This is a genomic window from Streptomyces sp. 2323.1 (assembly GCF_900221035.1).
Lineage (GTDB): Bacteria > Actinomycetota > Actinomycetes > Streptomycetales > Streptomycetaceae > Streptomyces > Streptomyces sioyaensis.
Genome location: NZ_LT907981.1, coordinates 258,213 through 278,289 on the forward strand (window position 1 = coordinate 258,213; position 20,077 = coordinate 278,289).

The 20,077-nt window shown below is 69.5% G+C and carries 14 protein-coding genes and 1 pseudogene; 8 read left to right on the forward strand and 7 right to left on the reverse strand.

Annotated elements, in window-relative coordinates:
• Positions 1-157: 157 nt before the first annotated feature.
• A complete protein-coding gene (locus tag CPH93_RS01080; protein WP_096211632.1) occupies positions 158-1,414 on the forward strand; it encodes a glycosyltransferase in 1,257 nt (418 codons plus the stop codon).
• A 141-nt stretch (positions 1,415-1,555) separates the two neighbouring features.
• Here the strand turns inward: CPH93_RS01080 and CPH93_RS01085 are convergent.
• From CPH93_RS01085 to CPH93_RS01095, 3 genes and pseudogenes are all read right to left on the reverse strand, one after another.
• A pseudogene (locus tag CPH93_RS01085) lies at positions 1,556-2,092 on the reverse strand (adenylyl-sulfate kinase); the annotation flags it as partial.
• A gap of 1 nt (position 2,093) precedes the next feature.
• Complete coding sequence (locus tag CPH93_RS01090) at positions 2,094-3,332, reverse strand: sulfotransferase family protein (protein WP_159394944.1); 1,239 nt, start codon at positions 3,330-3,332, stop codon at positions 2,094-2,096.
• Positions 3,333-3,639: 307 nt separating this feature from the next.
• Positions 3,640-4,371, reverse strand: a complete 732-nt coding sequence (locus tag CPH93_RS01095) for a VC0807 family protein (RefSeq protein ID WP_093488114.1) — start codon at positions 4,369-4,371, stop codon at positions 3,640-3,642.
• 405 nt (positions 4,372-4,776) lie between these two features.
• Between CPH93_RS01095 and CPH93_RS01100 the strand changes: the two genes are divergently transcribed.
• The 5 genes from CPH93_RS01100 (at position 4,777) to CPH93_RS01120 (ending at position 9,796) form a co-directional block, all read left to right on the forward strand.
• Positions 4,777-6,009: a class I SAM-dependent methyltransferase gene (locus tag CPH93_RS01100; protein WP_093649296.1), complete on the forward strand. Its 1,233-nt coding sequence runs from the start codon at positions 4,777-4,779 to the stop codon at positions 6,007-6,009.
• A gap of 304 nt (positions 6,010-6,313) precedes the next feature.
• Positions 6,314-6,952 (forward strand): dTDP-4-dehydrorhamnose 3,5-epimerase family protein, encoded by a 639-nt coding sequence (locus CPH93_RS01105; protein WP_096211634.1) that lies wholly within the window; start codon positions 6,314-6,316, stop codon positions 6,950-6,952.
• A gap of 15 nt (positions 6,953-6,967) precedes the next feature.
• Entirely contained in the window at positions 6,968-7,948 is a 981-nt protein-coding gene (locus tag CPH93_RS01110; protein ID WP_231977128.1) for an NAD-dependent epimerase/dehydratase family protein, read from the forward strand.
• A 188-nt stretch (positions 7,949-8,136) separates the two neighbouring features.
• Positions 8,137-8,919 carry an ABC transporter ATP-binding protein gene (locus CPH93_RS01115; RefSeq protein ID WP_096211635.1) on the forward strand — a complete coding sequence of 261 codons (783 nt, stop codon included), beginning with the start codon at positions 8,137-8,139 and terminating at the stop codon, positions 8,917-8,919.
• Positions 8,920-9,040: 121 nt separating this feature from the next.
• Positions 9,041-9,796 (forward strand): ABC transporter permease, encoded by a 756-nt coding sequence (locus CPH93_RS01120; RefSeq protein ID WP_040902100.1) that lies wholly within the window; start codon positions 9,041-9,043, stop codon positions 9,794-9,796.
• Positions 9,797-9,970: 174 nt separating this feature from the next.
• Here CPH93_RS01120 and CPH93_RS01125 read toward each other — a convergent pair whose 3' ends face one another.
• On the reverse strand, positions 9,971-13,762 hold the full coding sequence (locus CPH93_RS01125; RefSeq protein WP_096215238.1) for a non-ribosomal peptide synthetase family protein: 3,792 nt from the start codon (positions 13,760-13,762) through the stop codon (positions 9,971-9,973).
• 32 nt (positions 13,763-13,794) lie between these two features.
• Positions 13,795-14,730 carry an EamA family transporter gene (locus CPH93_RS01130; protein ID WP_093488106.1) on the reverse strand — a complete coding sequence of 312 codons (936 nt, stop codon included), beginning with the start codon at positions 14,728-14,730 and terminating at the stop codon, positions 13,795-13,797.
• Positions 14,731-14,993: 263 nt separating this feature from the next.
• On the opposite strand from CPH93_RS01130, the gene CPH93_RS01135 reads away from it, so the two are divergent.
• Positions 14,994-16,043 carry an HD domain-containing protein gene (locus CPH93_RS01135; RefSeq protein ID WP_231977129.1) on the forward strand — a complete coding sequence of 350 codons (1,050 nt, stop codon included), beginning with the start codon at positions 14,994-14,996 and terminating at the stop codon, positions 16,041-16,043.
• A gap of 66 nt (positions 16,044-16,109) precedes the next feature.
• Here the strand turns inward: CPH93_RS01135 and CPH93_RS01140 are convergent, their stop codons facing one another.
• Positions 16,110-17,036 (reverse strand): LysR family transcriptional regulator, encoded by a 927-nt coding sequence (locus CPH93_RS01140; RefSeq protein ID WP_096215240.1) that lies wholly within the window; start codon positions 17,034-17,036, stop codon positions 16,110-16,112.
• Between the two features lie 132 nt (positions 17,037-17,168).
• On the opposite strand from CPH93_RS01140, the gene CPH93_RS01145 reads away from it, so the two are divergent.
• The gene (locus CPH93_RS01145) at positions 17,169-18,431 is read left to right on the forward strand and encodes an MFS transporter (RefSeq protein WP_096211636.1); all 1,263 of its coding nucleotides are present in this window, start codon (positions 17,169-17,171) and stop codon (positions 18,429-18,431) included.
• A gap of 97 nt (positions 18,432-18,528) precedes the next feature.
• Here CPH93_RS01145 and CPH93_RS01150 read toward each other — a convergent pair whose 3' ends face one another.
• On the reverse strand, positions 18,529-19,923 hold the full coding sequence (locus tag CPH93_RS01150; protein ID WP_096211637.1) for a cytochrome P450: 1,395 nt from the start codon (positions 19,921-19,923) through the stop codon (positions 18,529-18,531).
• Positions 19,924-20,077 lie beyond the last annotated feature (154 nt).

Sequence of the window (20,077 nt, forward strand, 5' to 3'; positions counted from 1 at the left end):
CGTCCGTCCACAGCGGACCACAAAAGAAAAAGGCAAGGAGTTCCTCTCCCTGCCACTCTCAACCTATAGCGCACAGGGGGGCTTGCGGCAAGACCCGGGTCATACCGCAGAATCGGCGGCCGAAAGCCAGGACCTGCGGAAATGGGGGATCAGCGATATGCGTGTGGTGTTGTCGACGTGGGGGTCGCGCGGGGATGTCGAACCGCTGGCGGCAGTCGCGGTGCGGTTGCGGGAACTCGGCGCGGAGGCACGGGTGTGCGCACCGCCGGACGAGGAGTTCGCGGCGTTGCTGGCCGGTGTCGGCGTGGAGCTGGTGCCGCTCGGCCCCTCGGTGCGGTCAGTGGTGACCGGCGAGCGGCCGCCGACGGCGCAGGACGCGTTCCGACTCGCGCCCGAGTTGGTCGCCGCGCGGTTTGACACGCTCACCGCGGCGGCCGAGGGAGGTGACGCGCTCCTTGCGACCGGCCTGATGCCGGCCGGCGCACGGGATGTGGCCGAGAAGCTGGGCATCCCCTACGTCTTCGCGTGCTTCCATCCGTTCGGACTGCCGTCGCGGCACTTCCGTCCGGGGGCACGGCCGGGCACGCCGTCCCCGCGGGAGGAGACGGACCTCAAGGTGCTGTGGGAGCAGGACGCCCAGCGCGTGAACGCGTTGTACGGGGAGGCGCTCAACCGTCACCGGGCGGCGATCGGCCTGCCACCGGTGGACAACGTCCGTGACCACGTCTTCACCGATCAGCCGTGGCTGGCGGCGGATCCGGTCCTGGGCCCGTGGCGGGAGATGACGGAACTCGACCTCGTGCCGACCGGGGCGTGGATCCTGCCGGACGAACGCCCGCTCCCGGAAGGCCTTGAGGCGTTCCTGGAGGCCGGTGAACCGCCGGTGTACGTGGGCTTCGGAAGCATGGCCATGCACACCTCGAAGGACGTCGGCCGGGTGGCCATCGACGCGGTCCGCGCGCAGGGGCGTCGCGCGGTCGTGGCCCGTGGCTGGGCCGACCTGGCCCTGATCGACGACCGGGACGACTGCTTCGTCGTCGGCGAGGTCAACCAGCAGGCGCTGTTCGGCCGGGTGGCCGCCGTAGTGCACCACGGCGGCGCGGGCACCACGACGACGGCCGCCCGGGCCGGCGCGCCTCAGGTGGTGGTGCCCCAGATCGTGGACCAGCCGTACTGGGCCGCCCGGGTGGCCGAGCTGGGCATCGGCGCGGCACACGCCGGTCCGACACCGACCGTCAGCTCCCTGTCAGACTCACTCACCACGGCTCTGGCCCCTGAGACCGGAGCACGAGCGAGGGCCGTGGCCGGCACGATCCGCACCGACGGTGCGACGCTGGCCGCGAAAATGTTGCTCGACGCAGCAGCCGGCCGGGAAAGGCCGCCCGGGTCCGCGGGAACCGCCCGGAATCGCTGAGCCAGGGGCCGGCAGGCGACGGCACCGGCTTCCAGGGTCATTCCGTCAGAGGTTCCAAGTCCCTTGACCGGCATGGGGATCGGGACCGGGGTCGGGATCGAGCAGGAGTCGGTCCGAAGTCTCGTCGCAGCGGGAGCGCACCACGCCCTTGTCCGCCAGCAGGGCGTAGACGGCGGCCGCGGATTCCGCGACCGACATGTGGTGCGTGGCCAGGCGCAGGTCGGGCTCGGCCGGTGGCTCGTACGCGGCGTCCGCCGCCGTCGGGCCGGCGGCGGGCCCGGCCGCTTCCCGGGCGGACCGGCGCTTGTCGCAGACCGACTGCGGTGCGTCCAAGTGGATTTCGACGTACGGGGTTCCGGTCGCCTCATGGCGCCGGCGTACGGCGGCGCGGCTGTCCGCGCCGGGGGCGGTGGCGGACACCAGGGTGAGGAAGCCGTTACGGGCCAGGACTTCGGCGGCGAGGCCGGTGCGCTCCGCGTGCCGGCCCGGGTCGTCCCGGGTGGGCCCGGTGGGCAGCGTCGCGTGCCGGGCGTCGCCGTCGAGGAGTTCCACCCGGTGGCGCCGGGCGCGCAGGGTGCTGGCGAGGGCCCGCGCGACGGCGGTCTTGCCGGAGCCCGGCAGGCCGGTGAACCAGACCGTGGCGCCGGCGCATCCGCACCTGAGGCCGTCATCGTTCATGTCAGCGCTTCTCCTGCGGTACGTCGAAGCGGTCGTAGTAGAAGGCGAAGCGCTCTCTGAGTTCGCCGACGTTCAGGGCGAAGTCCTCGGCGGCGTAGCGGTGCCGGCCGCTGCGATGCTTCTCGGCCGTGGCGTACTCGCGCATCGCCTTCTCGGTGACGTCGTCGAGTTCGCGGCCGGCCGCCTCGTACACCCGGCTCACTTCGCGGATCGGATCCTCGACGAGCGGGCGGAAGAGCACGTCCACGACCTGGTGCTCGTGGCCGGCGCGGTCGCGCAGCGCGGCGCGCAGCGACCGCTCGATGATGTTGGCGGCGAACTTCCCGATCAGATGCGGGTTCGGGTGGTCGAAGTAGACCCTGGCGCCGTAGGCGACCATATTGCTGAAGGAGATCACCGAGGTCACCGGGTCCCGGTGGGTCTGCACCACCGTGGCGTCCCCGAAGGCGCCGAACAGCGGCACCAGCATTTCGGCGTGGCCAGGGGACTTCAGGACCCAGCGGTCACCGGCCGGACGGCTCCACTGGAGGAACTGCAGGACGCGCTTGAAGTAGCGGTAGCCCTCGGCGTGATCGGCGGTGGTGTACCACTGGGCGTACGCGGGGACCAGCCCGATGTCCTCGTACATGGGTGAGCAATGGCTCAGCGACAGCAGCAGGTTGTCCTCTTCGGCCTCGTCGTACACCAGCTCGTGCATCGAGGCCTGCTCGGGCAGGATCCGGTTGGTCATCCCGACCTCGACCCGGCTGGCCTTGATCCGGGGGTCGGGGTCCTTGCGGGGCGCGGTCAGCTCACCGTCGGGCAGAGGGTGCGTCGATTCCCACAGCGGGAGGGAACGGGAGCGCTGGTCCCGGGCGATGAGCCGTTGCAGAAAGGTCGTGCCGGTGCGCGGTGCGCCGGTGATGAAGAGCGGTTCGGGTACCGGGGTGTCGAAGATCTCCGGGCGCCGTGCGGCCAGTTCCGCCAGTCGGAGCCGGGTCGACAGGTTCTTGACCAGCTGGCTGTGGAGCATGAATCTGCCGTTCGCGCTCAGTTGGACTTCATTGGTGAGCGAGTGGCACAGCAGGGCCAGCGGTTCCTCGAAGGCGCTGCCCTCAGCGGCGGCCGGCACCTTGGTTCTGAGGGCCGCCTTGCGCTTGAGCGCTTCGGGTTCCAGCGGCCACAGCCGCGGCGCCAGCGGCCCGAGCAGCGCGTTCATCGCCCTGAGCGGCCACGGCAGGCGCGGGTGTGCCAGGAACATGCCACGTGAGGTGAGCTCTTGACGTTGCGGAAGCGGCACGTGGGTCAGCATCAACTTCTCCCATGGCGGTGAACCGATCGCCGGTATTCTGGTCACGCGCTGTGCACACCCGGCAAGGCTGTTCAGGAATAACTAGGAATTCTTCTGGGTTTCGGGAATTCCCCGCACGGAGAAAGTCCAGGCAACATCCGGATGCACCGGAAGAGCGTATGGAAAAGGCGTGACAGCACAACACCCGGGTGGGCGGTCACGAGCTTTCGGCTGCGTGATCGCCCACCCGGGTGCGGAAGCTTTCCCTCGGCTCTTGTCAGGCCGTTCCGTCGCCCTTCGTGCCCGCGGAGGCCCGGGATCTGGCCGGCCGCCTCCCCCGTCCGGGGAAGAGCAGCTGGAACACACCGGTCTTGTGCAGGATGATGTGCGTGATCACCTGGAGCACGATGTAGGTCACGAAATACAGCGCACCGTCGAGCGCCGGCACCGTATCGACGGACAGCGTGTACGCCATGATGACGCGAAGCGCCGCGTCGACGAGCAGCCCGCATCCCCACAGCACGGTCAGGCCGCGCCAGATACGGCGGAATTGCGGATCGGTGTGCCAAAGCCCTTCCAGGGTCTCCGACTTGCCCGGGAGCAGCGTCTTCAGTGCCCGGTAGGTGAACGGGCGCGAGGTGAACAGCGACCCGAGGATCCACAGCGCGATCAGCCCGGTGAACCAGCCGCCTCTGGCCAGGGCCAGGCGGGGGCTGCCGGAGATGAGGGAGCCGAGCCCGGCGAGCACGAGGATGGCGATGACGAAGAGGCCGACGCTGTCGACCCTGCGCTGTTTGACGATGGAGTATCCGGTGCTGAGTGCCGGCGCTGCGGCGCTGATCAGCAGCGCCACCAGTTCGCTGAAGCCCGCGCTGCGCAGTACGTAGTAGAGGCCCACGGGAAGGACGACATCACAGAGCAGGGTCACCGCGAACTGCCGGCGGGCTGCGGTCTGCTCACGTTGATTGCTGTCTTCTGTCAACTCGGTCTCGTCACGCAGTGCAGCCATCGCTGCTCCTTGACTCGTCTGTTGCTGCCCGTCCGTGCGGGATCGGACCACTCTCCGAAGAGTCTGCGCCACCAGAGCTCGATCGACCCTGACACCACGGCGAGTTGCATAGCTAAGCAAAAACTAGCACACGCAAGCAGACGGGGCGACCCTGCGCCGGGGTGGTGCGGTGGTGCGGCCGGGGCTCCCCGGGGCGCAGAGCTTGCCACCGGCTCCTCAGGAAGGTGGCTCCGGCGTGCGGGTTCTGGAGCATTTTCCAGAATGCGCTTCGGAATCAGGAGGACCCGGGACTTCGGCATTAGGGTCACCGGCAGTTACCTGGCGGGGCTCGCCGCGCCTGGCGTGGGATCACGACGCCGGTTCCGATCCGGTCCAGCCGATGGTGGAACGCGACCTGGAGAATCCATGATCATCGAAGACTGCCGTATCTGCGGCAACCGCAACCTGCTGCCGGTCCTCGACCTGGGGCCGCAGGCTCTCACCGGCGTCTTTCCCCGCACCCGGGAGGAGGCCGTCCCGACGGTCCCGCTCGAACTGCTCAAGTGCTCACCGGACGGCTGCGGCCTCGTCCAGCTCCGCCACACCGCCGACTTCGGGCTGATGTACAACGAGAACTACGGATACCGCTCCGGGATACGCCCGTTCATGGTCCAGCATCTGCACGGCAAGGTCGCGGCGATCACCGGCCTGGTCGACCTGGGCCCCGACGATCTGGTCCTGGACATCGGCAGCAATGACTCCACCTTGCTGCGCGGCTACCCCACGCCCGGCCCGGCGCGGGTCGGGATCGATCCGACCGGGCCGAAGTTCCGCGAGCACTACCCGCCGGACGTCGAGCTGATTCCCGACTTCTTCTCCCGCGACCTGTTCACCGAACGGTTCGGCACGCGCCGCGCCAAGGTCGTCACCTCCATCGCGATGTTCTACGACCTGCCGCGGCCGATGGCGTTCATGCAGGACGTGTACGACGTCCTCGACGACGACGGCATCTGGGTGATGGAGCAGAGCTATCTGCCGGCGATGATCGAGGGCACCGCCTACGACGTGGTGTGCCATGAGCACCTGGAGTACTACGCGCTGCAGCAGATCGAGTGGATGGCCGAGCGCGTCGGGTTCACCGTCCTCAAGGCCGAGCTCACCGAGGTCTACGGCGGCAGCCTCTGTGTCACCCTCGCCAAGCGGCCCGGCCGCTACCCCGTGGACGAGGCGGGGCTGGCCGCCGTACGCGCCCGGGAAACCGCCCTCGGACTGGACACCATGGCCCCGTTCGAGGCCTTCGCCAAGCGCGTCCATGGCTATCGCGACGGCCTTCGTGACTTCCTCGACGAGTCGCGCAGGGCGGGCAAGGTAACCCTCGGGTACGGCGCTTCGACCAAGGGCAATGTCATCCTGCAGTTCTGCGGGCTGACCGAGGACGATCTGCCGTGCATCGGCGAGCCCAACGCCGACAAGTCCGGCTGCTTCACGCCCGGCACGGGCATCCCCATCGTGTCCGAGGAGGAGGCCAAGTCCCGGCGCCCCGACCAGCTGCTGGTGCTTCCCTGGATCTACCGGGAGGGCTTCATCGAGCGGGAGAGCGACTTCCTGGCCGGCGGCGGCAAGCTGGTCTTCCCGCTGCCCGAGCTCTCCGTCGTCTGACCGTGCCGCTTCCGCCCGACAGGGACCGTCCGGACCCGGCATTAGGGAATCTTCCACATGGGTCCCGCCCATACTGAGGCAGCCACAGCCGGGTCCGGCCCGTCCCTCCGGTCGGAGCACACGGACCGTGCGCGGTGCGGCGACGAGCTGCACCTGCCTGCGCAAGGCACAAACCTGATTCCGAACGTGGTGGGAGCGCGAAAACGTGAGTGACATGAGGCGCACCGAACCGATCCGGCCGCAGCGGCCCGGGGCGCGCCCCGCGGCGTCGTCCGCACACGACGCGACGGGCAGGTGATCCGTGATGCGTACCCGAGAACTCGCCGTCGCCGGCGGCTTCGAGTTCACGCCCGACATCCACTCGGACCATCGCGGCCTGTTCGTCTCGCCGTTGCAGGACGAGGCGTTCGTCGCGGCGGTCGGCCACCGGTTCCCCGTGGCACAGACCAACCACAGCCGGTCGGCGCGAGGGGTGCTGCGCGGGCTGCACTTCACGGCCACTCCCCCGGGCCAGGCCAAGTACGTCTACTGCGCGCGGGGGCAGGCGCTGGACGCCGTCGTGGACATCCGGGTGGGATCACCCACCTTCGGACAGTGGGACCTCGTCAAGATGGACTCGGAGTCCTTCCGGGCCGTGTACATCCCCGACGGGCTCGCCCATGCCTTTCTGGCACTTGAGGACGACACGGTCATGTCGTACCTCGTCAGCAGCGCCTATCAGGCCGAGCTGGAGCATGCGATCGACCCGCTCGACCCCGCGATCGGGCTGCCCTGGCCGTCCGAGGTGGAGTTCCTCCTCTCCGCGCGGGACACCGTCGCGCCCAGCCTGGCGGAGGCCGAGGCACAGGGCATGCTCCCGAAGTACGCCGACTGTCTGTCGGCCGGGCCGGCCGGCGAACCGGCGGGGCACCCCGACCGGTCGGCGGTCCGGCTCGGTGACTGAGGAATATCCGGATCGGTGAGTGATGAGGAAGGTGCCGTGGCACCGTTGATGCCGTCTCCCGGCCCCGTCCGTGTCGCGGTGCTGGGGGCCACCGGTTGCATGGGCCGGCACCTGTGTGCCGCCTTCTCGGCCGAGGGGTGCGAGGTCGTCGCGATCGCCCGCCGGTATGCGCCGCAGGTCGCCGCCCACCGGTTCCTGTCCCTCGATGTCGCGGGCAGCACCAGCGACGAGCTCGCCCGGGTGCTGACCCGTGAAGAGGTCGACGTGGTGGTCAATGCCACCCTCGGCTGGGGGGACGAACTGCACTACACCAACGTGCAGTTGGTGGAACGGCTGATCGGCGCGCTGGTGAAGCTGCCGGCCCCTCCCCGGCTGGTCCACCTCGGCACCATCCACGAGTACGGCCCGGTCCCCTTCGGGACGTCCATCCGCGAGGACACGGAGCCCGCCCCGGAGAATCCCTACGCCAAGGCGAAGCTCACCGCCTCGCGGATGGTTCTCGACGCCGCCCGGGACGGCGCCCTCGACGTCGTGGTCCTCCGGCTGGCCAACACCCTGGGGCCGCACCCGGCGCTGGAGAGTTTCTTCGGGTCGCTCGCGGTCCGGCTCCGCGGTGCCGACGCGGCCACCGGCATCGAGCTGACGATCGCCGATGCCCGGCGTGATTACGTCGATGTCCGGGACGCCGTGGACGCCGTGGTCCGGGCGGCCCGGATGACGCGCGCCGACCCACTGGTCAACATCGGCTGCGGCCGGGCCATGGACGTACGGACCCTGGTGGGCGAGCTCGTCGCGGCCGCCGGACTGCCGGCGGAGACGATCCGTGAGCAGCGCGGTGAGGTGCGCAGCAGGGGCGCCGACTGGATCCAGGTCGACATCTCCCGTGCCGGACGCCTCCTGGGCTGGCACCCCCGGTACACCATCGGGGAATCCATGCGGGCCATGTGGGAGACCGTGTGCGCGGACCAGCCGCTCCCGGCCCGGCACCTCGGCTGAGCTCGGCGGATGCGCCGCTTCCTGCGCGGCGGCGCAAACGCTAGGGATTTGCCGCGGAGTTCGTGCTCGGCGCGACAGAACTCGAAGAGTTTTGCTCAGCCATGTCAGAATATGCTCAAGCGAGCAAATCATTCGAGTGCGCGGTGAACGACCGGACGAGATGCGCATCCGCGAGGCAGGAGGCCGCCATGACCGCCCCGATCATCAGCGCCAAGGGGCTCGCCCGCACGTACACGACCAAGAAGGGCCCGGTCGAGGCGGTGCGGGGGATCGACCTGACCGTGGCCGCCGGGGAGATCCTCGGCTTCCTCGGCCCCAACGGCGCCGGCAAGACCACCACGATGCGCATGCTCACCACACTGCTGCCCCCCACCGGGGGAAGCGCCACGGTCGCCGGGCACGATCTGGCGAGCGACCCGGCCGGGGTGCGCCGCCGCATCGGCTATGTGGCCCAGGTGAGCGGGGTCGACCCGGCCATCAGCGTGCGCGAGGAGCTGGTCACCCAGGGCCGGCTGTACAAGCTCGGCAAGACCGCGGCCAAGAACCGCGCACGGGAACTCGCCGCGGACCTCGACCTGTCCGATCTCCTCGACCGGCCCACCCGTGCGCTCTCCGGAGGCCAGCGGCGCCGCCTCGACATCGCCCTGGGCCTGACCCACCGGCCCGAGCTGCTGTTCCTCGACGAGCCGACGACCGGACTCGACCCCGGCAGCCGCTCCGACGTATGGGATCTGGTGCACCGCATCCGGGCCGAGGGCACCACGGTCTTTCTGACCACGCACTACCTCGACGAGGCGGACGTCCTCTCCGACCGGCTCATCGTCGTCGACGACGGCCTGGTCGCCGCCGAGGGCGCCCCGCAGGACCTGAAGGTGCGGTACGCGGGCTCGGAATCGGCCAGCCTGCGCGAAGCCTTCCTCGCCATCACGGGCCACCACACCCCCGCTCCCGACGCCCCTGTCGCTGTCTGACCGCCCGCTCCCCACGGAGGCTGACGTGCCGCACTCGTCCCCCGCCGCGTCCTCGGTGCCGACGGCATCCGAGCCCGCGGAGGTACCGTCCCGACGCCATGCCGCCAGGAAGAGTTCCGGCCTGGCCGACCTCGTGGCCGACACCCGCCTGATCCTCGGGCGCTATCTGCGGCAGACGCTGCGCGCCAAGATCGGCCTGGTGGTGGGCGTCCTGATGCCGCTGCTGGTGCTGTTCTTCTTCGGTCCCCTGCTGACACACGTACAGCTCGGTACGGGCGGTGACGCCTGGCAGACGCTGGTGCCGGGGCTGCTGGTGCAACTCGGCATGTTCAGCGCCGCCTTCGCCGGCATCGGCATTCTCATCGAGAAGCAGCACGGTGTGATCGAGCGGATGCAGGTCACCCCGGTCAGCCGGCTGGCGCTGCTCATGGGGCGGGTGCTGCGCGATGTGGTGCAGATGCTGGCCCAGTCGCTGCTGCTGGTACTGGCAGGCATGGTCATGGGGCTGCGTGCCCCGGTGCTCGGCGTCCTCATCGGCTTTCTGTTCGTCGCCGCCCTCACGGTGGCGCTGGCATCGCTGTCCTATGGGCTGGCCATGCGGCTGAACTCCCCCGAGGAGTTCGCCCCGGTGGTCAACACCATCAACCTGCCGGTCATGCTGCTCTCCGGCATCCTGCTGCCGATGTCGCTGGCGCCCCGGTGGCTCGACGTGGTGTCGCAACTCGTGCCGCTGCGCTACCTGGTGGAAGCGGTCCGGGCCGCGTTCCTCGGCCAGTACAGCAGCACCGCGATGATCCGGGGCGCGCTGGTCGCGGCGGTACTCGCCGCGATCTCGGTCTTCCTCGGCGCCCGGATCTTCCGCAAGGCGGGGGCGTAGTGCGCGGTCCCGGCACGGCTGTGTGGTGGCACGGCGCGCGGGGCGCGGCTCAGCGGTCCCCGGCCGGTGACTGCCCGTGTGCTTGTTGCCGACGCGCCCACGAATCGGATTCGCGGCGCGTCGGCTCCACCTGCTCCCTTCGGTGCACGGGGGCTTCTACGAGGGGTGAGACGATTACCTGCCGAGACGGGCGCGGATCGCCGAGACCAGTTCGGCGATGCCCTGTTCCTTCAGCACGCTGTAGTGGTCGCCGTCCAGGTCGACCACCCTGGGGGGAGCCGCGGAGTAGCCGGAGCTGCTCTCGACGAACGAGTAGTCGTCGCCCGCGGCCTTGAAGAGCGTCACCGGCGCGTGCACGCGCCGCTCGGCCAGCTCGTGGAAGCTGTACTCGAACTCGTAGGTCTGCGCCACGATCCGCGTGATCCGCCGGATCAGCTCCTGGTCCAGGGCGGGGAGCAGGCGCTGGACGACGGCGATGAAGCTGTCCTCGTCGCGTGCTGCTTCGAGGCACTGATCCAGGTCGGGCCCACTGATCGAGCCGGCGAAGACGGAGAAGAGGATCGTCACGTACGCCGGGTTGCGGTAGGCGGCCTCGCGCCCGTAGCGGTCCCCGTCGGCCTCGCGGACCTCCGGATTGCCGGGGCAGATCAGGAACAGGTTCTCCACCTGTGCGCCGGACTGCTCCAGCTGCCAGGCCGCTTCGAAGGCGACCCGGGCGCCGAAAGAGTAGCCCCAGAGGGTGTACGGCCCCTCGGGCTGCGCGCGTCGGATCTCCGCCACGTCGGCGGCGGCCATCTCCCGGATGGTCGGGTAGGGATCCTCGCCGGCGTTGATGCCGTATGCCTGTATTCCGTAGAACGGGTTGCCGAGGCCTGTTTCGCGTCCCAGGAGGCGCAGGTTCATCGGATAGCCGCCCAGCCCCGGCCAGCAGAACACCGCGCTGCCGGTGCTCCCGGCGTGCAGCGGTACCAACCGCGAGGCCGGCTCGGTCCGGTTGCCGGCGATCCGGGCCGCCAGGTCGCCCAATTTGGGGCACTCGAAGACGACCTGGAACGGCAGCTGTGTGCCGAACTCGCGGTTGATCTTGTTGACGAGCGTGACGGCGGTCAGTGAGTTCCCGCCGGCGGCGAAGAAGTCGTCCGCCAGCGACACGTGGTCGTATTTCAGCGCCTTCCCCCAGGCTTCGGCGAGCCACCGTTCGTGGCGCGTCGCGGGAGCCACGTACGGGGTTGCGCTGTCCGCCGACCGCAGGTCCTCGGAAGCGGCGAGGGCTTTCCCGTCGACCTTTCCGTTCGCGGTCAGCGGGAGCTCGCCCAGGACCAGAACCCGGTTCGGGATCATGTAGTCGGGCAGGAAGTGCGCCAGCTCATCCTTGATGATCTCCGCCGGGCCCTTCATGTGGACCGCGTCCTCGTACATGCCCTCGCTGCGGATCTGTTCCTCGCTGACCCGGCCGCCGAGGAAGAAGTACGACGCGCCCGAGGCGATGCCGCATGCGGCCAGGATGTCGTCGATGCGCCGCGCCGCCGGAAGCGGGTGGCCGGTCTTGGAGCTGTAGCCCGACGACATGAACCCCAGCCCGAGGTCGTTGCGCTGCAGGTGGTGCAGCTTCGTCCCGAGGCTGATGTACTCCAGCCACTTCTGGTCCGCCCGGCTGACGGCGGTGATGCCGAAGCCGGCCCGCTCGTAAACCTGCTGGTTGATGGCGATCACGTGCTTGGGCAGCACCAGCGCGTCCGAGATCAGCTGCAACTCCCCGTCCGCGTAGCGGTACTGGCCCGTCGGCAGGTCCGCCACCCCTCCAGGGTGCGCCTGCACATAGACCTCGGTCGGGTCCTGTCGTGGCGCACCGTCGTCGGAACGGATCTCGAACGTGCCCAGGTAGTAGTCCTCTTCGTCGACGTCCAGCCGGTCTTTGAGAGAGGGCTGGTGGGCCAGGGGGCGGATGGTCAGCCCGTATTCGGGAAGCACCTCCTCGAACACGCCGACCATGTGCCCGGTCTCGAACTCCAGCACTTCCTGGATGTTGTTCTTGTACACCGGCTCGACGGCGCGCTTCTTTCCGGCGAAGTGCACCGAGAGATACCCGCCGGAGCGCTCCCCGGCCTCACCGACCCGCACCAGGGTGTGGTCCGCCGGGTGGTAGTAGTACACGCCCTGCGCGAGACCGGCTACGCCTCCTCCGGTCTCCAGGTACATCTGCGTCGCGTACAGCGCCCCCGGGGAGGCGTAGGCGTACTTCGGCAACAGCCGCTCATCGCTGTGGAACTGGCCGAACCACCGAAGGATCTCTCCCAGCTCGGCGATCCTCAGCTCATCGAGGGCGCGGGAGAAACTACGGGCCGGCCGCGGGTCGAGAAGCTCCAGGATGTCGGCCCGGGTGACCTGGCCGCCGTCGTAGAAGCGGTAGGTCTTGCGGGCGAAGACCTCGCGGCGCCGGCGCTGGGAGGTCTGCCTGCCGGGCAGCTCCACCACCGGCCTGCCCGTCAGCTCCGCGGACTCCCTGAGCCCCGGGTCGGACAGCTGCGCCCTGACCTGAAGCCTGCTCGCCTTGGACTGGTGATGGGCGCCGTGGTTCCCCTGGTCCATCAAGGCTGCTTCCTTCGGATTCAGCTCGATGCATGCCACCAGGTTCTGGAAACCGGTCCTCGGGTCGTCGGTGACTACCGCCGCCGCCCGCCGTACCCAGGTGTGCTCCTCGATGGCCACGGCGATCTCGTCCAGCTCGACCCGGTAGCCGCGCAGCTTGACCTGGTTGTCCACCCGGCCGGCGAACTGGATGGTCCCGTCAGGGTTCCAGTAGGCCAGGTCCCCGGTCTTGTACAGGCGCTCGGTGGGAACGAACGGCGAGGGAATGAAGCGTTCTTGGGTCTGGTCGGGCCGGTGCAGGTAGCCGCGGGCCAGCTGGGCGCCGCCGATGTACAGCTCGCCCGTCTCGCCGATGTCCACCGGCGCCAGGTCCGCATCGAGGATGAAGCACTGGGTGTTGTCGACGGGCACGCCGATCGGGACCGTGCCGGGGCCGTCTCCGAGGGTGTCCGGGTCGACCAGGCAGGCGGTGGCGTTGATGGTGCATTCGGTCGGTCCGTACAAGTTGACCAGCGACGCCCACGGAAGGTCGCGCGAGAAGGTCCGCGCGAGCTGCCGGGACAGTGCCTCGCCTCCGGAGAACACCCGTCTGAGCGTGGTGCACTGCTGGAACTCTTCGGTGTCCAGCAGCGCCTGCAGCAGAGTGGGCACGCACTGGAGCGTGGTCGCCTCGTTCTCGACGATGGTGGTGATCAGGGCCTCCGGGTCCCGGTAGAGACCCGGCGCGCCCGTCACCACACGGGCACCCATCGCGGGGGCCAGGATCTCCCACTGCGCCGCATCGAAACTCATCGGCGTCTTCTGCAGCACCGTGGTGCCCTTGCCCAGGTGCCCACAGGCGTGTATCCAGCGCATCTGGGACAGGATGCTGCGGCGCTCGATCATCACTCCCTTCGGCCGGCCCGTGCTGCCGGAGGTGTAGATGACGTACGCCAGGGAGTCCGCCCGGGGCGCGACCGGGCGGACCTCGGAGCACCCTGCCGCGTCGGCCGGCGTCACGACCCGTGTCCCGCGCGGGGCGAGCTCCTTCAGGCGGGCGGCCAGATGATCCTGGGCGACGATCACCCGGGTGCGGCTGTCCTCGATCATGTAGCGCAGCCGGTCTTCGGGATACTCCGGGGACAGCGGCAGATAGGCGGCCCCGGAGAACAGGATGCCCCACGCACCGGTCATCAGGTCCACCGACGGTTCGGCGAACAGGCCCACACAGTCATCGGCGCCCACACCCAGGCGCAGCAGGGAGGCCGCCAGCCCGCCGGCTGCCTGCTCCAACTCCCGGAAGGTCAGGCCCCGGCCGCCGCCGACGACGGCAAGGGACTCAGGCTGCGCCTCAGCCTGTTCCCTGAGCAGATCGGGCAGGCAGCGGCCCCGGTGCATGTCGCCTGTGCGTGCGGTCAACAGTGCGGTCTTCACAGCTTTCCCCTGGTGGCCGGTGCGTGCTGGGACGCATGGGAGACGGGTTCTTCGGTCGTCGTCGCAGGGACTTTTCGCCGCCTGGGCTGGGCCAGCACGACAGCAGTGATGACAGCAAGGGCGCCGGCCATCTGCACGGGCGTCAATGCCTGCCCCAGCACCACGTATCCGAGGACCGTCGCGGTCAGCGGACTGGCGAATCCCAGCATCGACACCGCCAGCGCGGGCAGCCGTCCAATGCCCCGGAACCAGATCGCGTACGCGAACAGCGCGCCGATCACACTTAGATACGCAAACCCGGTGACGTTCGTACCGGTGATGTGGCTGGGGAGTCCTTCGGCGGCCAGCGTGACCGGTGCCAGAACGAGGCCGCCGACCGTCAACTGCCAACCGGTGAACGTCAACACGCCCACACCCTCCGGGCGGCCCCACCGCTTGGTGAGCACGATGCCGGACGCCATGCACACCGCCCCGCCCAGTCCGGCCAGGACCCCGACGGTGTCCATGCCCGCTTGCGGCCGCAGGACCAGCAGCGCGACGCCCGCCACACCGAGCCCGCACGCTGCCACCTGCAGCGGCTGGATTCTGTCCTTGAGCAGGAGTGCCGCCAACAGCAGCACCATCATCGGCTGCACCGCAACCACTAACGCCGCCACGCCGCCGGGCAGGTGGTAGGCGGCCACGAACAGCAGGTAGAAGAAGGCGCCGATGTTCAGCACGCCCAGCACGAGGGCGCGCCACCACCAGACCCCACGCGGCAGTACGCGGCCGAAGGCGAGCAGCGCCAGCCCGGCCGGCAGCGCCCGCACCGTGGAGGCCAGCAGCGGCCTGCCGGGCGGCAGCAGCTCCGTGGTCACCAGGTACGTACTGCCCCACACTGCCGGGGCCAGCGCCGTCAGGGCGGACTCCAGCGCCAGCCGGTTGCCCTTCATCCGGCACCCTCAACAGTGACAGGGGCAGATTGTGCGGATATGGGCACGGCAAATTCTCCGATTCGGGTAGGACTCCGCGGTCAGGCCATACGGCTGGGCCCCAGCCGTTCGGCGCACGCGGCAGGGACCCAGCCCGTGGAGCATAGATGAGGTAAGGCTTGCCTAACAATCCCACGGGTCGGTTCTTGCTGGTGCAAGCGGCTCCGAGAGGAGTTGGTGATCGGCCGGCATCCGGCAGTCGGCGTCCGCTCTAGAGTGACCTGGTGGAGAGCCAAAAGGAGCCGAGCTCGCTGCGCGAGAACGGGGATGCCACCGCCTGGTCCGTCCCGACCAATGTGGTGGGCCGTACCGCGGTGTTCACCGACCCACTGTGGCGGATACCCGTCCGCCTGAATCCCGTGGAAGTCAGCCTGCTGCGTACCGAACCGCTACGGCGCCTGCACTTCGTTGCGCACGGCGGGGCCTCGACGATCAGCACCTTGCAGTCGTACTCCAGGCTTGAGCACACCCTCGGCGTCCTCGCACTGGTCGCGCACTTCCGTCCGGAGGACGAACTTCTGCGGGTCGCGGCGCTGTTGCACGACATCGGCCACCTGCCCTTGAGCCATACCTTCGAAGGCCTTTCCGGCCTTGACCATCACGCCATCGGCTTGCAGCTGCTGCGGACCGACCCGGTCCGTCCGGTGTTGGAGAAGCACGGGATCAGCGTCGAGGCCGTCACCGCCGCACTCGGCAAGCAGCCGCACTCGCCGCTCACCAACGGATCGGGCCTGCTGAACCTCGACCATCTCGATTCCTACGTACGCAGTGGGCGTGCCGCCGGACGCCTCGACACCGATCCAGCCGTCATGCTGCGCCGACTCGACATCAGGGACGCCGCGGCCTCGGCCGACCGTGCGACCGCCGCAGCGCTCGTCGACCTGATCTGCGCGGAAGCACGGCTGCACACTTCGTGGGACAACGTGGGGCCGTCCTCGGTGGTGCGGCGCCTGGCCTCCCAACTCCTCGACAGCGCAACCCTCACCCCTGCCCAGCTCGCTCGGATGACGGATCCACAGCTGTGGTCCGCGTTCGACTCCTGCGCCCGTACGCGAGCGGAGAGCGCCATGATCCGATATGAGCTGCACCGGTTGGAGGTCAGGGCCGGATCTGCTCCCAGTGATCATTCCGGCTGGGACTTCTCACTGCGCAAGATCTACAGCTCCGCGCCGCTGGTGGAAGGACGGCGGATCGAGGTGGCCGCACCCGAGCTGGCGGCAGAGCTGGACGGGCTGAGGGCGTTGCCCACCACATTCCGCGTCTGGTGGAGCTGACTGGCGGTCTCGCCTGGTCGATGCCGCCACATGTTGTTGGCGCTGGGGTACGCGCCGGTCCTGCCCCTACGCCCATGTCGGTGTCCAGGTCTCGGCGTCCGCGTGCTGAGCCCGCCCGGTGCGGAGGTGGTCGCGGAGTGCGGCGAGTGTCGGGTGCGGGTTGTCGCGGTGCCATACCAGTGAGTGCGGGTAGACCGGTGTCGGATGACGCACGGCGATGCGGCGCAGGTCGTGGTAGGCGGGCCAGATGAGACGGGTGTGTGCGCCGACGAAGGTCGCCAAGGTCCGGGAGTCGGCGAGGGTGTCCAGCAGGGGCTCGGTGCCGAAGTCGGGGCCGGTGATCTCGATGGTGAGCCCGAACGCGGCGGCGAGGTCACCGTAGAAGGCGGCCCACTCGGTTCCGGGAACAAGACCGGGCATCCAGATCCGGTGCCCGACGAGCTCGGCGGGCGTGACCGCGCGGGCGGCGGCGAGCTCGTGGGCCGGTCCGGTGAGGAGCTGGACGGGCTCGTCCAAGACCCGGGCGGCCCCGATGTCGTCGGGGAGCTGCCGGCCGGGCATGGTGACGGCGCGGAAGGACGCGTCGATCGTGCCGGAGCGGATGGCGTCGACGGCCGCCTCGGCATCGAAGAGGGTCACGACATCGAGCTCGGCCTCAGGGCACGCGCGATGGAAGTCGCCCAGTACGACAGCCGGGCCGAGCCGTCGGCCGATCACGTCCACGCGCAGCGCGCGGCGGCCGGGGCGTACGGAAGCCACTGCCCGCTCTTCGGCCCGCAGGAGAGCGCGGGCGTGCGGCAGGAACGCCTGACCGTCGATGGTGAGCTGCGTCCCTCGCCCGGTGCGGGTGAACAGCCGCACGCCGAGGATCTTTTCCAGCGAGGCGACGCGCTTGGAGACGCCCTGCTGGGTGATCGACAGTTCCGCGGCGGCGTCCTGGAAGCGCCCCGCGTCCGCAGCGGCCACAAAGGTGCGTACAGCCTCGATATCCACACCGGCCACGCTATCGGCACAACGGATGGTTGTGCTTCCTGGCTGATCGGTTGTTTGATCTCGCCGGCTCCGACTCGCTTAGATGCGGGTGGCCAGCGCTGGTTGGCCGGTTCGGCGAGGGGGACGGTGGGCATGACGGGCAGGCGGGCGCTGGGGCGTCGGTTCGGGTGGTTGTGGGCGGCGTATGCGGTCAGCGCGTACGGCTCGGGGCTCGGCTTCGGCGCGTTTCCCATGATCGCGGTGCTGGTGCTGCACTGCGGGCCGGCCCAGGTGGCGACGCTGGCTGCCACCGGGCGGGCCGTGGGAGCCCTGGTCGCGGTGCCGCTGGGTCCCTGGGTGGAGTTCCGTCGCAAGCGGCCGGTCATGGTGGCGATGGATTTGACCCGGTTCGCGGCGTTGCTGAGTGTCCCCGCCGCGTTCGCGCTCGGCCTGCTCAGCTTCGCCCAGCTCCTCCTCGTCTCCGTGGTCACCGCCGCGGCCGACATCGCCTTCAAGGCGGCCAGCGGCGCGTACCTGAAGGCGCTCGTGCCTCCGGAGGACCTGCTCGTCGCGAACAGCCGGTTCGAGTCCACGACATGGACCTCGACGACGGTCGGACCGCCGCTCGGCGGGGCCGCGATCGGACTGTTCGGGCCGGTGACGACCGTGGTGGCCGACGCGGTCAGCTACCTGCTCTCGGCGCTGGGCATCCGCGCCATCGGCGGGACGGAACCGCACCCCGCGCGGACCGGTGCAGCACGGCTGCGAGCGGGCGACCTGCTCGCAGGATGGCGGCATATCCTCACCCACCCCACGCTGCGTCCGCTGTTCTTCAACTCGATCGTGGTCAACGGCCTGATCATGGCCTCCCAGCCGCTGCTCGCCGTACTCCTGCTGGGCCCCCTCGGGTTCGCGCCCTGGCAGTACGGTCTCGTATTCGCGGCGCCGTGCGTCGGCGGCCTGCTCGGCTCACGCCTGGCGCACCCACTCGTGGCGCGGTTCGGCCGGCACCGGGTGCTGCGCACCGCCGGGGTGCTGCGCGCACTCTGGCCACTCGGCCTGGCATGTGTCCAGCCCGGCGTCCCGGGGATCGTCCTGATCATCGTCGTCCAATTCGGCCTGGTGACCTGCTGTGGACTGTTCAACCCGCTACTGGCGACCTGCCGGCTCGACCACACCGCCCCCGACCGGGTCGCGCGCACCCTGGCCGCGTGGTCGGTCAGCAGCAGCGCCGCCATCGCGGCCCTGACCGCCCTATGGGGTCTGCTGGCCACCGTCACCAGCCCCCGCACCGCGATCGCCGCCGCCGGAGTCGTCCTCCTGGCCACCCCGTTGCTGCTTCCTCGCCGCGAGCACGCGTCCCAGGATGAGGTCAGTGGTGCTGCCGGAGTGCCAGATGTTGTAGATCGCGTCTGAGGCTGTAGCTGCAGTCAGTTCTTGAGCCGCCGGGGGTCGGGGCCAGGGGGGCCGTCACATGAGCCGCCGGACAGGTACCCGGCCATTCGGTACGGGCCTATTCCGACGCGGCGGGGTGTACGGGGCACCTCGGTTCCTCCGCCAACGGCCTGCGGCTGAGCGGCTGTTGGCGGGCCACGGCGACGGCGTGCTTCCCTGGGATGAGCGTGGCGTGCCACATTCGCTGGGTCTCCGGGGCGGGGTCGGTGGGTGTCAGCTCCACCCGCTGGAGTACCTCGCGAATGATCACCTTCATCTCCATCATGGCGAGTTGCGCGCCGACGCAGTAGCGGCGGCCGCCGCCGAAGGGCAGGAAGGACTTCTGTGCCGCTTTGGCGCTCTCGTCGAGAAACCGCTCCGGCCGGAATTCCTGGGGTTCCGGATACACCTCGCTGTCCTGATGGATGAGCGAGAACATGGGGATGGCCGCCCATCCGGCAGGGATGTCGTATCCGCCGAGCCGCAGCGGCTTGTCCAGGAGACGTCCCGAGCCGTATATCACCGTGCGCAGCCGCAGCACTTCCTTGACGACCGCTTCGAGGTAGCGGTCGTCCTCGCCCCGCTCGCACTCCTCCCGCAATCGCCCGAGTACCTCCGGGGAGCGCATCAGTCGCTCGAAGGCCCAGGAGAGGCCGGTCGCCGTGGTCTCCAGTCCGGCCTCCAGCAGGGTGATCAGCTCGTCGCGGATCTCCACGTCGCTCATCGACCGGCCCTGTTCGTCGCGGGCCTGGAGCAACCGGCCCAGCACATCGGTGGCTTCGCGGTCCTCCTCGGCCCTGCGCCTGGCGATCTCGCCGAAGACGACCTTGTCCACTGCGGCGCTGGCCTTCATGGTGCGGGTCGTCGGCAGGAACGGGAGGCGCATCGCCAGCGGTGACTTCTCCGCCCAGGCACGCAGTCGCGCAGGCATCAGAAACAACGCCTGCGAGCCGCTGGCCCTGGACAGGGCGAGGAGCGAGGCCCGCAGCCGTGCCTGCTGGTTGACGTCGCGGACCCCGAAGACCAGCCGCAGGGTGACCTCCAGTGTGATGGCCTGCATGCGTTCCTGCAGCGCGAAGGGCGTGCCGAGCGGCCACGTCCGGATGTCCTCCGCGGCGATCTCGGCGATCAGATCGGGGTAGCTCGCGAGGGACCGGCCGTGCAGGGTCGGGCTCAGCAGCTTGCGGTGGCGCCACCACGGCTCGCCGTCGTTCGTGAACAGCGAGTACTTCCCGAGCCACGGCACATATCCCGCGCGCAGTGCGCCGGCCCGGCTGCCGTCGCCGTCCGTGCGGTAGATCTCCGCGGCGAGTTCCGCAGTGGAAACCACCACCTGGGGCGGAAAGCCGAGCAGCTTCATCCGGAACACCGGACCATGGCGCCGCCGTAGAGATTCCAAATACCGGACAGGATCGCGCAGCTGCATGGTCTGCAGGAAGGCGGGCTGCCGCGAGCCGGGAGGAAGGTGGGGCATCTATTTCTCCAGTCGTCCAGCGTCTGCTCAGTTCTCCGGCGTCTGCGAGGGAGCGGCCACGGGATTCCTGGCCACCGGGGATTCGCCGCCGGCCAGGGAGAACAAGGGGCGTGAGGGCAGCAATCGGGGCGGGAGCACTGACGGGAGTCGTCGC

Excerpts from the sequence above, each read along its gene's own strand:
- CPH93_RS01115 (WP_096211635.1), top strand. The coding sequence starts at position 8,137 with ATGACCGCCCCGATCATCAGCGCCAAGGGGCTCGCCCGCACGTACACG.
- CPH93_RS01125 (WP_096215238.1), bottom strand. The coding sequence starts at position 13,762 with ATGCACCGGGGCCGCTGCCTGCCCGATCTGCTCAGGGAACAGGCTGAG.
- CPH93_RS01095 (WP_093488114.1), bottom strand. The coding sequence starts at position 4,371 with ATGGCTGCACTGCGTGACGAGACCGAGTTGACAGAAGACAGCAATCAA.
- CPH93_RS01100 (WP_093649296.1), top strand. The coding sequence starts at position 4,777 with ATGATCATCGAAGACTGCCGTATCTGCGGCAACCGCAACCTGCTGCCG.
- CPH93_RS01145 (WP_096211636.1), top strand. The coding sequence starts at position 17,169 with ATGACGGGCAGGCGGGCGCTGGGGCGTCGGTTCGGGTGGTTGTGGGCG.
- CPH93_RS01090 (WP_159394944.1), bottom strand. The coding sequence starts at position 3,332 with ATGTTCCTGGCACACCCGCGCCTGCCGTGGCCGCTCAGGGCGATGAAC.
- CPH93_RS01150 (WP_096211637.1), bottom strand. The coding sequence starts at position 19,923 with ATGCCCCACCTTCCTCCCGGCTCGCGGCAGCCCGCCTTCCTGCAGACC.
- CPH93_RS01130 (WP_093488106.1), bottom strand. The coding sequence starts at position 14,730 with ATGAAGGGCAACCGGCTGGCGCTGGAGTCCGCCCTGACGGCGCTGGCC.
- CPH93_RS01105 (WP_096211634.1), top strand. The coding sequence starts at position 6,314 with ATGCGTACCCGAGAACTCGCCGTCGCCGGCGGCTTCGAGTTCACGCCC.
- CPH93_RS01080 (WP_096211632.1), top strand. The coding sequence starts at position 158 with ATGCGTGTGGTGTTGTCGACGTGGGGGTCGCGCGGGGATGTCGAACCG.